The 14,386-nt window shown below is 35.3% G+C and carries 12 protein-coding genes; 1 reads left to right on the top strand and 11 read right to left on the bottom strand.

Annotated elements, in window-relative coordinates:
* The first annotated feature begins 4 nt into the window (after positions 1-4).
* A complete protein-coding gene (gene rodA, locus BM239_RS05930; RefSeq protein WP_092206686.1) occupies positions 5-1,282 on the top strand; it encodes a rod shape-determining protein RodA in 1,278 nt (425 codons plus the stop codon).
* 14 nt (positions 1,283-1,296) lie between these two features.
* On the opposite strand, the gene BM239_RS05925 is transcribed toward rodA, so the two are convergent.
* From BM239_RS05925 to BM239_RS05875, 11 genes are all read right to left on the bottom strand, one after another.
* Entirely contained in the window at positions 1,297-2,589 is a 1,293-nt protein-coding gene (locus BM239_RS05925; protein WP_092206685.1) for a BatD family protein, read from the bottom strand.
* Positions 2,590-2,636: 47 nt separating this feature from the next.
* Complete coding sequence (locus BM239_RS05920) at positions 2,637-4,388, bottom strand: VWA domain-containing protein (RefSeq protein ID WP_092206684.1); 1,752 nt, start codon at positions 4,386-4,388, stop codon at positions 2,637-2,639.
* Complete coding sequence (locus tag BM239_RS05915) at positions 4,385-5,380, bottom strand: vWA domain-containing protein (protein ID WP_092206683.1); 996 nt, start codon at positions 5,378-5,380, stop codon at positions 4,385-4,387. Before BM239_RS05915 ends, BM239_RS05920 begins: the two co-directional genes overlap by 4 nt.
* Positions 5,373-5,882 (bottom strand): DUF4381 domain-containing protein, encoded by a 510-nt coding sequence (locus BM239_RS05910; protein ID WP_143094895.1) that lies wholly within the window; start codon positions 5,880-5,882, stop codon positions 5,373-5,375. Before BM239_RS05910 ends, BM239_RS05915 begins: the two co-directional genes overlap by 8 nt.
* A 5-nt stretch (positions 5,883-5,887) precedes the next feature.
* Positions 5,888-6,820: a DUF58 domain-containing protein gene (locus BM239_RS05905; protein WP_092206682.1), complete on the bottom strand. Its 933-nt coding sequence runs from the start codon at positions 6,818-6,820 to the stop codon at positions 5,888-5,890.
* A gap of 19 nt (positions 6,821-6,839) precedes the next feature.
* On the bottom strand, positions 6,840-7,808 hold the full coding sequence (locus BM239_RS05900) for an AAA family ATPase (protein ID WP_092206681.1): 969 nt from the start codon (positions 7,806-7,808) through the stop codon (positions 6,840-6,842).
* An 80-nt stretch (positions 7,809-7,888) separates the two neighbouring features.
* A complete protein-coding gene (locus BM239_RS05895) occupies positions 7,889-8,872 on the bottom strand; it encodes a SphA family protein (RefSeq protein ID WP_092206680.1) in 984 nt (327 codons plus the stop codon).
* Between the two features lie 29 nt (positions 8,873-8,901).
* The gene (locus BM239_RS05890; RefSeq protein WP_092206679.1) at positions 8,902-10,332 is read right to left on the bottom strand and encodes an arylsulfatase; all 1,431 of its coding nucleotides are present in this window, start codon (positions 10,330-10,332) and stop codon (positions 8,902-8,904) included.
* A gap of 12 nt (positions 10,333-10,344) precedes the next feature.
* Positions 10,345-11,001 carry a hypothetical protein gene (locus tag BM239_RS05885; protein ID WP_092206678.1) on the bottom strand — a complete coding sequence of 219 codons (657 nt, stop codon included), beginning with the start codon at positions 10,999-11,001 and terminating at the stop codon, positions 10,345-10,347.
* A 50-nt stretch (positions 11,002-11,051) separates the two neighbouring features.
* Positions 11,052-12,509, bottom strand: a complete 1,458-nt coding sequence (locus tag BM239_RS05880) for an MltF family protein (RefSeq protein ID WP_092206677.1) — start codon at positions 12,507-12,509, stop codon at positions 11,052-11,054.
* A 347-nt stretch (positions 12,510-12,856) separates the two neighbouring features.
* Complete coding sequence (locus tag BM239_RS05875; RefSeq protein ID WP_092206676.1) at positions 12,857-14,371, bottom strand: arylsulfatase; 1,515 nt, start codon at positions 14,369-14,371, stop codon at positions 12,857-12,859.
* Positions 14,372-14,386 lie beyond the last annotated feature (15 nt).

Raw genomic sequence — 14,386 nt, 5'->3', positions numbered from 1 at the left:
TTGTATGACCAGAGAAACAAACAGGCATTTTAAATTTGATTGGATAACCATTGTATTGTTCATGATGTTAGTTGGGTTTGGGTGGATGAATATTTTATCTGCTTCACACATTGGTGAGACCATTGATTATTTTGATTTTTCTCAACCATATGGTAAACAACTTATTTTTATCATATTAACGTTTTTTCTTATTGTTTTAATATTATCCATTGAAGCTAAATTTTACGAACGGTTTTCAAGTGTTATTTACCTAATTGGAATTTTGTCACTGGTTGGATTATTTATATTTGGTAAAAATGTAAATGGTGCCACATCTTGGTATGGAATCGGTGGCATGACCATTCAGCCAAGTGAATTCGCAAAAGCAGCAACTGCTCTTGCCGTAGCAAAATATGTTAGCGACTTAAATACGAACATTCAAACATTTAAGGACCAAATTCGCCTGTGTATTATTATTGCTATTCCAGCTATATTAGTATTGCTTCAAAATGATGCAGGTAGCACGCTTGTATACAGCTCCTTTTTCTTTGTTTTGTATCGAGAAGGCTTACCTAAAATATACCTATCCATAATTATTGTTTTAGCACTCATATCCATTGCTGCCCTTAAATTTGGCCCTTTAATTACCATTGTAGCAGCAACATGTTTAATTTTTACATTTCACTTTTTAAGAAAGCGAAAACCGTCTTTATTACAACCTATTTCCATGCTTCTAGCAGCAATGGTAATTACATTTGGTGTTAATTTCTTTTATAAAAATATTTTACAACCACACCAACAAGATCGCATAAGTTTATGGCTTCGCCTGGAAAAAGATCCCGATAAAATTCAAAAAATGCAACGCGACATTTTATATAATTTATATGAATCGGAAAAAGCTATTAGTTCTGGTGGATTGAAAGGAAAAGGCTATTTAGAAGGTACAAGAACTACTGGAAAATTTGTTCCCGAGCAACATACGGACTATATATTTAGCACTGTTGGCGAAGAATGGGGATTTCTAGGAAGTATTTCAGTTGTAATTATTTTTGTATTACTATTGCTACGTTTGCTGCATCTTGCCGAACTGCAAAAATCGCAATTTAGTCGTGTATATGGTTATAGCGTAGCATCCATCCTTTTTTTCCATTTCATGATTAATATCGGCATGGTTATGGGATTAATACCAACCATCGGAATCCCATTACCTTTCTTTAGTTATGGTGGCTCTGGACTTTGGGGCTTTACTATTTTATTGTTTATTTTTATTAAACTGGATTCAAACAGAATCAACGAATGGTAGTGTTATGTCTAATGTCAATCAATTGGGTTTAACCAATTGGCATCTAATGTCAAGGTTTTGTCTGCTTTCTGTTGATTAAAATAATTTTTTCTAGAAGCCTTCAATCCAGCCAAAATGCTATGGTAGTCTATACCTTGTTTTGTTGCTTTTTCAAATAAATCGACATTCAATTGATGGTAGGATTTTTTCAAATCAGAGGTTCCAAAAGTCTTTAAGAAATAGTCAAAATGATGTTCCTTCAAATCTAAATGCAACACCCAAACATTAAGCCTCACATAAAAGTCATGGACATCCTTTTTCTTTAAACTCCTTAAAACCTTTTGAAACAAATAACGCTCGGAGTGAATGTAATTATGATAGGCTTTTTTAGTTGTTTTAACTAACCAAACAGTTAGTTTTATTGCTATATAGAGCGCTAATAGCCCTAAAACCAACACTAACAAAAACCGTTTAGGCGACATACCAAAAATCAAGAAGGGTTTATCTTCAACCACTTCTGCCTGCTCCTGTTCTTGCTCTAATTGCTTTTTAATGGTTGCCAGCATGTCCAAATCGGCATTAGGAGCCACTTGAATAACCGTTGAATCTATAACCTTTTTGTACGATTTTTTAGTGTTGTAGTTCCAATACACAAATTCAATTTTTGGCAAGACAACTTCTCCTTCCTTTTCAAACAGATAATTTACCGTTTCAGTTCGCTTGGCAGACACATAGGTTTTCGTTTTTGTTGTTTCAACTTTAGGCCTTTTAGGATATATGCTTACGCCTGGAACCGAATCCCAACTTTGGGCTGGAATAAATTCCGATAATGTACCACCAGCCGAACGCACAATGGTACGTTGTAACACATCGCCAACTTTAACATTGTTTAATGGCGTATTCCATGTTTCAGAAATATTCAAGGAACTGGATACCAACCAATTGTTAGGATCGAAACCTATAGGAATATCAGTGACCATCAAGGTTTTTGGCTTGGTTTTTAACACATGTTTAATGCCTTGATAACCACCTGGTTTTGGAGACTCCACATGAATGGTTAGTTCTGGAATGGTAATCTCGCCAGGTTTAGTAGGAAACAAATTATAGATAAAATCGACTCCAGAATAGGACTTCCCACTAAAGGTTTTATTGTTTGAAACAGATCTAAAATATACCGTTAATGCGCCTTCTACCTGAATGTTTCCTACGTCCACACCTGTAGTAAACCACGTATTGGTATAAACCGAAACCGTTAATTGAACAGGTTGCCCTATATACGCTGTCTCATGATTCAGATAGGTATAACTAATTAAACTTTGAGCTTGCATTTTAAAGCAGCTAAAAAGCAAAATAAGAATGATATGTTTGAGTTTAATTACCAATCTGTTTGGGTGTTTTGAGCTTCAACTTGTTTTTTATTGATTTGATATCGAAATTTTTTGGTTAAAAATAAAGCTGGATCATCATCTATCTTTCGCATTAATACATTTTTAGGTATTCCGCCACTGCCCAATTTAAAATCATCAGGCAATTCATCCATCTCTTTTCCTTTGCGTTTACCTGTTGCAGCTTCTTCTTCTGTGCGTTCTTTTTCCATGTCCTTTTTTGTAGCTTCCTGTCCTCCACCACTTAAATCTTCCATGGAGTCGTTTTTTTTGTTTTTGGCATTCGGCTTTTCTTCATTTAGTTTGGCATCTTCTGGTGCGGAACTCTCCATCATGGAAAGGGCATTTTTTACTTGATTTAAATTCTTCTGTGCTTCTTCAAAAGAAGGGTCCTTTACTATTAAGGTTTCAAATATGTCTTGAGACTTTTCCAAATCTCCTAATTTGGCGTAGGTTAAACCTAAATTATATAATCCTACTTTAGAACTGTCTTTTTCGAAAGCTGCCTTCGCACTTAAAAAATCGCCTTCCTTATAATAAGCCACTCCTTGATGTATTGGGTCTTGATATAATTTGGCTGCCGATGCATAATCTTTATTATTGTAAGCCTGTTGCCCTTGATAGGCCTTGGTATACCACAAATCTTTAAACGCAAATGTGTCTGAAGGTTCTTTTTCGGATTCAGGTTCTTGAGAGCAGGAAACCATACTAAACATAAATAACAAACTGTAAATAGCCCAACCTTTCCTAAAACTAAAAGCGAACAGGATAATTACTGGTATCACCAACCAATAACCATCGTCTTGCCAGTTGTTTTCGCTATCCAGAGGTTTTTCTTCGAAAATGAGATGTTTGCTGATGTCTTCTGCCAAAAGTTTAACATCGCTATCATCTAAAGACATATCCAAAACATGTACATTTTCAATGGTTTTTAAATTATCTGAAACAGTCTGATTCCGTTTAGACATCACAACCTTGCCTTTTACCTTCAAATCTGCTTTAGAATTATAAAATGAAGGCACCTTGTCTCCAGATAAAGTAGCCATAGGATACACATTTAAAACCACGTTATTTTGTTGCATAAATGCACTCACTTTTTGGACATCCATGCCTTCCAAATCGTCTGTAAAAATTAAAATTTTACCTTCGGCTTTATTGTTGTTAAACAGACTGTCCAGATTGATAAACAAATTATCAAAACCAGTACCTCGTTTAGGCATCATACTAGGCTTTAATCCATCCAAATGGTCTAATATTATTTTATAATCTGTTGTATAGGGAACAACCGTATGTGTAGAAGCTGCAAATACCTGAAGGGCTGTTTCAGCTCTTGGGTTGGCTTCTAAAAAGTCCCTGATTTTAAATTTAGCCCGTTCCAAACGCGATGGAGACACGTCTGTCGTTAACATACTTTGCGATAAATCTAAAGCAATAACCAATCGTGATTCCAATTTTTTGGTTGGCTCCTTGACTTCCCTCCAAGTTGGCCCTAAAAATCCTAAAAACGCCAATCCGAAAAGTATAAATAATGACGCATGAATCACTCTAGATTTCCAAGCTGTTCCTTTTTGAATAACAAAAGGCCTTAAATGCTGTGCAATATGCTTTTTCCATACCGTTTTTTCAGCATAAGCCAAAACACCCAAAAGCAAAATAATGGCCAAAGGAATGGCTAACCACAAGTAATCTGGTCTTAAAAAATGGAATTTATCCCAATCGATATGTTTTAATTCCTCAATCATGAATCCCGTTTAAAACATTTAAAAAGCAAGATTAAATTATTCACTAAAACAACACATCCTGCTAAAGCCAATGCAGCTCCCAAAGGAATATAATACAATAAGGTTTTTGGTACAAAGCTCTCTTCTTCATACTCTAGAGGTTCCAATGTATCCAATTCGGCATAAATACTTTGCAAGGCCTCGGCATCTTTAGCCCTAAAATATTTTCCACCTGTCATGTCTGCAATTTCTTCCAGTGTACGTTCATCTAAATCTGATGATGAAGTTCCTGGATCTCCTATTCCTATGGTATACACAACCGTAGAATCTTTTTTTGCCATATTAGCAGCGTCTAATGGCAGTATGGCTTCACCACTGTCAACGCCATCGGTTAACAATAACATCACTTTACTTTGAATGGTATCACGCTCAAACAAATCCATGCCTTTAACAATGGCTTTGCCAATATTGGTCATTTGTCCGGCCATACCTACATCGGCTTCGTCCAACATGGTTTGAATGGTATTTAAATCGGATGTAAAAGGCGCCTGAATGTAGGCATTGGTTCCAAAAAATACCAATCCCATTCTATCGCTTTTTCGGTTGCCTATAAACTCATGCATGATGTTTTTTACTGCTGACCATCGTGTAACACGCTTTCCATCTAGTACCCAATCGTTATTGGCCATACTAAAACTAATATCGGCAACAATTAAAAAGTTTCTTGCTGTTTTAATTTTCTTTTCCGGTTTACCTACCAATTCTGGAGAGGCTAAAGCTGTGAGTAACAATAACCAAATTATGTACATAATAAGCCAACTGAACCAGTTTCGCTTTTTTATATATGACGCTTTTTTAGGCTTTTGATTGGTAACATCTACAGCCCGGGAAAAATAGGGATACTTTAAAGCACTACTTCTGTTTTTTATTGGTGGCAACAACCAGTAAATTAAAAATGGCAACGGAATTAACAATGCCACTAGCGGATATGCAAATTGAAAATTTTCAGGCATGACGTTTAATCCATTTTAGTGACATGTTAAAAAAATCATCCTTATTGAAACTCTCTTCATTGCCAAGGGCTTCTTTGTATACAGCATTTGCTATGGCTTCTTTGTATTTTAAAAAATCCATTCCAGACACCTGACTGTTCAAAAATTGCAACCAAGATTCTCCCTTTAAAGACGCAACCTGATCTCTTGGATAAGATTGTAAAGCTGTACGTTTTAAAATAAAAACAGATTTTGTAATAAAGGCAACCTCTGATAATTGGGTATTGCCATGAAGGGTTTGTAATTCTGCAATAGCTTCGCGTCTGTATTGATTGTGTTTATACCTTAAGTATAACTTCCAAACACCAAACAGGCATAATAATATTAAAATGACAAACAAAACTTTCCAACCCAAGGTATCAAAAGTAAACGCTATTGGTTCTGGCTCCATAATGCTTCCCAGTTCCAAAGTGGTAGCTTGTGGGTCTTGAAAGGTGTTGATATGTAAAAAAAATGAATTCACAAAGGTTATGGTTTATACCTGCTAAAAAGTTCTATTAACTGATCTTCTAATGAATCTACTGTATTTATTTTGAATAAGGTGATATTATATTTTTCTGTTTCAGATTTAAACTGATCGTAATTGGTTTTGAAATCTTCTGAAAGCTCTTGGACCACTTTTTTTTGTTTCCCATTAACTTGAATTTGGTGTGTGATGTTGCTTAAAGTCATTTTTTCATTTGGCAATTGGGCTTCCAAAGGATCATATATTTTTATAAGCACCACATCATTATGCTCTGATAATTGACTTAAATATTTAATGGTTTGTGCATTGTAACGGTAAAAATCACTTATGATAAGTACCATAAAATCGTGTGTGATTATATTTCGTAGTTTGCCAGTTATCTCATTTAAGGCTTCTGGAAAATCGAAAGCTTCGTAGTTGTAAATGGCCTTATTGGCATCGACAATTTTCTGAAAGAATTGAAGGATGTTTCTTCGGTCGCGCTTTGGTGTGAGCAAATCGTAATCCTTTCCTTTAAATACCATGCCTCCTATTCTATCGCCACCTTTTAAAATTTTATAAGCGGCAATAGCTGCAATTTCGCCTGCAACTACTGCTTTGGTCTTGTGGGTTGATCCAAACCCCATAGTTACGGATTGATCCACAAAAATAAAGGCAGGCTTTTCTTTTTCTTCCGTAAAAACTTTTGTGTGTGTGGTTCCTGTTTTGGCTGTAACTTTCCAGTCTATATTTCTAATATCATCGCCAATAACATAGGGTCTGGCTTCTTCGAAATCCAATCCACGACCTCGCAATCGGGATGCATAACGACCAGAGAGCACACTATTGGATTTTTGAGAACCAGCTTTAAAATTCAAAACCGTATTCAACCACTCAAACTGCAAAAGATGCTCAAGTGTCAAAAAAATCTTGCTATTTTCTACAGGTTTTTTCAAGTTTGGGTTTATTTAGGAATTAGGCGACCACTGCTACCTGTTCTATAATCTTATCTATAACATCATCTACCGTTATCCCTTCTGCTCTTGCCTTGTAACTTAAAGCAATTCGATGTCTCAACACATCTTTTATCACATTGTGGATGTTATCTGGAGACACAAAGTCATTTCCAGCCATCCAAGCATTTACACGACTACAACGGTCCAGTGCAATGGTTCCACGAGGACTCGCCCCAAAATCTATTAAATCGCGTAATTCTTGATTATAGCGTTCTGGGAAACGGGTTGCAGCAATTAAGCTTACCATATATTTTTCCAGTTCTTCGGTAACTTTAACCTTGCTTATTTCTGCTCGAGCATCAAAAATGTGCTGTTGCGAAATGGTAAGTGTTTCTTTAGGTTTTTCTTGTTTACTGTTTTCTTGTTTATTCAGTCTTAAAATACCCAATTCAGATGCATCGTCTGGATAATCTATAACAACGTGCATGATAAAACGGTCCATTTGGGCTTCTGGCAAGGGATACGTCCCTTCTTGTTCTATTGGGTTTTGTGTTGCCATAACCATGAACAAATCGGCCATCTTATAAGTCTCACCCGAAACGGTAACTTGGCGTTCTTCCATAGCTTCCAATAAAGCCGATTGCACCTTAGCAGGCGCCCTATTAATCTCATCGGCTAAAATAAGGTTGCTAAATATTGGCCCTTTTTGAAAGATGAACTTTTCGGTTTCGTTAGGTTGGTAAATCTCGGTTCCTGTAATGTCTGTAGGTAATAAATCTGGTGTAAATTGTATCCGACTTAAATCACAGTCCAAATGTTTCGCCAAAGTTTTAATAGCACGTGTTTTTGCTAAACCAGGTAATCCTTCCAGCAGCATATTTCCATCGGCTAGTAAAATTAAGAGCAACCGATCTATTAGTTGGTTTTGCCCAATAATAGATTCGGACATTTTTGATTTCAGGGTTAGAATGGCTTCGTGTGGCGTCATATTATTAGCGTATTTTTAAAACAAATAGTTAATAAATATAATTATAAATTATGTATTATGTAATAATTTTAAGAAGTATCTTAAAGCACAACTAATAGTTGAACTTCTATACCGTTAAATTGAAAAAACTCCCTACTTCCATAAGAAGAAATCCATTTTAAGTGACTATAAAATGTATCACTTATAAACCAATAACCGGCTCCAGCACTGATTACACTAAACTTATCCTTTATTGAGGTGTTCCAATATACAGAAGCCCCTTTATCTCTTCCAGTTTGCCACATATGCCCAGCTTGAAGCGTGAGTTCAATTTTTTCTGTTAAATATTGACTTATACCATATTCTAAAGCAACACGATCACCAACGGTAACATCTGCATCTTTAAGTTTTCCGTGAAATTCATAGGTTGGTAAAACTAAAAATGCGGTAGATTTATTATTTAAGTAGTAATATCCCCCAATTTGAAAAATATGAGACCAATAACCAAGACCTGTATTAGAATTATCCCCAGTTTTATAGTGACCCGTTGGTGCAACAAAAGAATATCCAAACGTAATATCAAAATTACTAAAAGAGTAACTTAATGTTAATGGAGACACAGTGATGTCATTAAATCCTGAAGCACCACCCGATAGTGTATTGGGCTTTTTTAATAATCCCGTTGCCGCTACTTGAATACTAGTTGTACTGTAAGGTAGGTCTATATATGCCATATACCGAATTCCATTTAAGAATTTCAATTTTGGAGAAACATAGGTGATGTCGAGAATGTTATTATAAGACCGAATATCGACCTTATTAATAGTGACATTTTGTGATGGAGAGGATATGGATGTTATAGCATTCCCGTTGGAGTCGTTGAATCTATTAGAAAAAAGAAAAGCATTGTAATTTGTTAATAAAACCCCTGATTTTACCGGATTCGAAAAATCCCTTACACTTATTAATCCTGGGATATAGGAGCCTGTTTGGAATCGAGAAACCTGTGCGTCTTGAGCCAAACCGTCGTGAAATGAACCACAAAGTAGATAACAGATAAATATAGTTCTAACTTGTTTTTTCATTAACTACTACTTTAGAGTGCTGGTAACTTTTATTTTTTTGGGCTATAAGGTTCTGGTGTACCTAATAAAATTGGAGGTTCTTCATTGAGGGATTGTTGAAACTTGATAACTCTTTTGGTAACAGCAGGCAGTATCCATGTCAAATTCTGCGCTCCTGTAGCACCATTACCACCTGAAATCCCATAGAGCTCTTTAGGGTCTCTTAACAAATCATGAATACGAGGAAAGTTATGTTTTACAGGTTTATCAAACATGCTTTCATGCTCGTAATAATGAATTTTAAAATTTCGCCATTTATAAGCAAACATTTCATCTCCATTATAAACAGGAAATCCTTCTCTGTCAGATTTATCTGTTTCACCCAAAAATAACGGCATTTGATTTACACCATCTATTTTTCTATCCATCGGCACATTATATCCTGCAATTTCAGCCAAAGTTGGTAAAACATCGGTAATGTGAACAATTTCATTAGTTACAGAACCTTTAGGAATGCGGTTAGGCCAACGAATTAAAAATGGCGTACGCAACGATCCTTCTAATGCTGTAAAATAAAACCCTCTCCAATAACCTGCAGTACCAAACCAAGATGGCGCTTCTTCTGGACCGTTTTCACTCATCCAAATAACAATGGTATTTTCTTTTACTTTCAAATCATCTATAGCATCAAATATTTGTCCAGCCCTAAAGTCTACCTCTGTTAATACATCTGCCCATTCGCCTTGACCTGATTTCCCTAAAAAATCGGGATGCGGTAATGTTGGTAAGTGCATTTGCGTATAAGGTAAATACAAAAAGAATGGTTTGTTATTTTTTACTTGTTTTTGCATAAAAGCAATAGACTTATCTGTAAGTTCGGCATCTATTGTTTTACGTGTATCGACATTGTATTCTTTGATATTTTTTGGTATTTCTCCTTTTTTGGCCTGTTGAATTTGTGGTGGTGCTACAACTTTTGAATCAAAATCTGTTTGAGATGTATATTGCGATTCATCTGTGGTATTAGCAATTCCATACCACTCATCAAACCCTTGATCTGTAGGGAACCGTCCTTTCATGTCTCCAAGGTGCCATTTTCCAAACATGGCTGTTGCATAACCTTGTTCTGAAAATAATTCTGCTATGGTTTTTTCCCATCCCACCAATCCATATGGCAAGCCCCAAACAACTTTAGTTGTTCCCGAACGAATAGGATGACGACCAGTCATCAATGCCGATCGACTTGGTGTACATTGCGGCTCTACATTAAAATTTAATAATTGCATCCCCTCTTTAGCAAAGGCATCTAACCTTGGTGTTTCTGCACCTCGTAGCATACCTCCTCCGTAAGCACCAATTTCACCCCAACCCAAATTATCCATAACAATAATAACAACATTGGGTTTTTGTTGCGCTTGAAGACTCATTGTCCAAATTAATGAACAAAATAGTACAACCATTCTTAAAGAAGTAAAATTCATAACGAAAAAGATTTAAAATAACATTTTTACACCAGCATACAACATAACTCTGGTATTAACAACATCATATTGAGGTTCAAAAAACAAGTTAAAAACAGTACCTTCTTCTGCTGGCTTTAAAATTTTACCAAAACCAGCACCTAAAGGGACTTCGTGCTGTCCATTGGTAAAATCGAACAACATTCTCGGGTGGCTTCTAAAATACCAACCTTTATCGAAATCTTTATAAATTCCGGGTTGAAACTCCATCGTGAAGATATCACTTCCGCCCTGAAGGGTTGTTAGTGTAATAGCCTTCCAAGCTCCAAATTTACTCACTGAAACAAAATTAACACCACCAGCAAACCCTTTATGGTTGATATAACTTATTACACCACCTAAACCAAATTGGTGTTTTCCGTTTTTAGAACTAAAAAGTCTAGCTACCAAAAAATTAGCACTTTTAAAATCGTTATCGGCGTTATAGTTAAACTCTTGCTCTGCGGTGGCTCTTAAGAACCATTTGTTTAGGGTCACGTTTCCCAAGATTTGTAACCGGGAAAAATCATCACCATAAAATCGGTTCCAAATTCCTAGTGTTGGACTTGGGTCTATAGGATTATTAGCGTCTTGAGATTGTGCTATATTAAATACAGAACAGATAACTAGCGTTAAAAACAGCTTTTTCATAGTCAGGTAGTTTAATTCATAAATTGATATTTAGTATTCGTTTGAATCCATTAAGATTTTATAAAATTTTGATAATTATCATAGCGTTGAAAAATATCTTTGATGTAATTATAGGTTTCCACACCTCTAGCATATCCGTGTTTTATAATAGCCTTCCGATAAATTTCGGGTTTGCTTAACTCAAGCATCATGGATTCTACATGGTTATCCCAAGAATATTTATCTTTCCCTTTAGATTCAGCCAATCTTTGAGCATCAAGAACATGACCATAACCACTATTGTAGGATGCCAAAGTAAACTTAATACGTTGTTCTGTATTTTCAATCTCTTTAAATTGATTAAATATTTGCTGTAAATAGGTAGCTCCAGCCTTGATATTTTCTTTTGGATTTGTTGGGTCATATAACCCATGTGCTTTGGCTGTTTCAGGCATCATTTGCATTAAACCTACGGCACCAGACCACGATTTAGCATTTGGGTTGAACCTAGACTCTTGATAGATTACTGAAGATAATAACCGCCAATCCCAACCTATTCTAGCTGCCTCTTTTTTTATAATCTTATCATACGGGCTTATTTTACCATGCTTTAAACTATAATATGGGCTTTTTAATCGCTTTTTATAGTACGTTTTGTTTTTAAAATACTTATTGTAAATAACATAAAAATCTGTATTTTTCTTGGCATTATGCAATTGTTCATTAATTCTATTTAATAATTCTTTGGAATCTGGCCTTACAACCCAAGCTATTTGTTGCTCGCCACTTATAGGTGTAACTACATCCAAATCAGGCATATTAGTGGTGTTTATTTTAGCTAAATTATCATCCGCTACGGTATATTTAATAATGTCTCTATTTACCATATCAATAATCTCATCGGTTGAATAAGAACCATCTAAGACCTGTATATTAATAGCATACCCTAAATCATTATTAAGATGATTTAATTGATTTTTATAAGACGAAAGCTCTCTAACCCATACAGTATCTTTATTTAAATCTTTAAGTTCTCTTATCAGGTCTTTTTCAAGCTCACTCGCTTTTATTTGACGCCAATTATGAGGTTTTTTTTGAATGAGCACTTGATGCGTTGAATAAATATAATCTGTAAATAAAACGGTTTTTTTCAGTTCTTCTGTGATAGTAATTCCATGGGCAATAAGATCAGCTTTACCTGAAAGTAAATCAGGTATTAAACTATCAATATTTTCAGAAACAACAACCTCAAGATCCATATCCAACATATCAGAGAGCCTTTCCAATAGTTCGTATTCAAAACCCATTGTTTTTCCACGATAGAGAAAGTAACTCGTAGAACTATAAACCACCAAAACTTTAAGTTTTTGTTTGGCTTTTTTAAAATTTGTGAATTGCTGTTTTTTATTTTTAATTTGATTGCCATAAGCAAAATTACTTAAGGCACTTGAAGATGCTAGGACATTTTGGTTTGAAATAAACCACAAGACCATGGAGAAAATAAATAATTTACGAATTATTTTAAGCATCTTAATTATTCAAATTTAATACGACATTAAAACAATCTTATAAAAGTACTATTCCGAATTATTCAACATGCTTTATTTTGGACTATAATCATTTTCAATTGTAGTATCCAAGACAATATTTAATTCGCTCTTTTAAGTAAGTTGAAATTTTAAATTAGGGCAATTAATACCCAAAAAAGATTATAACGTAATCGCATACTGCCATTACCATCACTTCTCCTTGGTGAATTTTTGGAATAGTTGAAAGATATAACAATAAACCACCAGTTTAAAATATGTTGCTAAATATTATCAATATTAAAAAAGAGTAGTTAAACAACTACTCTTTTTAATATTTGAAAGTTAAATTAGTTTCTAGTTGGTATCTTCATAGATTCAACAACTTCGTCGATTGACAAAGAGGATCCTTGAACCGCTGGATACTTTTTGAAAGATGCTAAAAATTCAGTAGCTATTTGTTGAGCCGGAACAAACATCCACATATTATCTGCATACCATTTTAGATAACCTGCAGACTGCCAACCATCTTCGTACGGATCTGCTCTTAAGTTAATTACAATAGGCCAACTCGGCGACTTGCGGTAAGCTGTAGATATATTTCCTTCTTGAATAGTAAAGTGAATTTTAAAATCCTCATAACGGATAGCGTTTAAGTTTCCGCCTGCATCAAAGTAAAAAATCTCTTTACGTGGTGATTCTTGAACTTGTCCCTTGAAATAAGGTAACATATTATAACCATCTAAATGAGAATTAAACGTCTTACCATTTGCTTGGTATCCATTCAACATTTTTTTAACTAGATCTGGTTCACCCGCAGCAGCAGCTAATGTAGGCATCATATCTTCATGAGAAAAGATGTCGTTGTAAACCGTACCTGGCTTTATAACACCTGGCCAGCGAATAGCACATGGTACACGGAAACCACCTTCCCAAGTCGTTCCTTTCTCACCTGCAAATGGCGTATTACCACCATCAGGCCATGTAAATTTCTCTGCTCCGTTATCTGTAGAATACATCACTATAGTATTGTCAGTAATTCCTAATTCGTCTAATAAATCTAGAATTCTTCCTACTGCTTCATCATGCTCTAACATACCATCTCCATAAATACTAATTCCAGATTTACCGTAGCTCTCATCCGATAAATGTGTCCATACGTGCATTCTGGTAGAATTTAACCAAACGAAAAATGGCTTCCCATCAGCATGTGCTTTTTTAATGAATTTTACAGCGGCTGCTTCAAATTCCTTATCAACGGTTTCCATACGTTTCTTATTTAAAGGTCCCGTATCTTCAATTTTACCATCTGCTGTGCTGTGCAACACTCCTCTTGGTCCAAATTTCTTTTTAAACTCTGGGTTTTTAGGATAATAATAGCTTTCTGGTTCTTCTTCCGCATTTAAGTGGTAAAGGTTTCCAAAAAATTCATCAAAACCATGGTTGGTTGGCAAATGTTCGTCACGATCGCCTAAATGGTTTTTACCAAATTGACCTGATACATAACCATGTGGTTTTAAAACTTCGGCAATAGTTGCTTGACCATCCTGAATACCTTGTTTAGATCCTGGCATCCCAATTGTTAATAAACCTGTTCTAAATGGATGTTGCCCTATAATAAAAGCGGCACGACCCGCTGTACAACTTTGTTGCGCATACCAATCGGTAAAAATAGCACCTTCTTTGGCTATTCTATCAATGTTTGGGGTTTTATATCCCAACATTCCATTATTGTTAAAGCTTACATTACTCCAACCAATGTCGTCTCCCCAAATCACTAAAATGTTGGGCTTTTTTGTTTGTGCAAAGACAGAAACTGTGATAAATAGCAAACTGAAAATGCTTAGCGTGTTTGTTTTTCTCATGTGTTAATAGTTTAG

This window comes from Algorimicrobium echini (assembly GCF_900115185.1).
GTDB lineage: Bacteria > Bacteroidota > Bacteroidia > Flavobacteriales > Flavobacteriaceae > Algorimicrobium > Algorimicrobium echini.
This window is presented reverse-complemented; position numbering and strand designations above follow the sequence as displayed.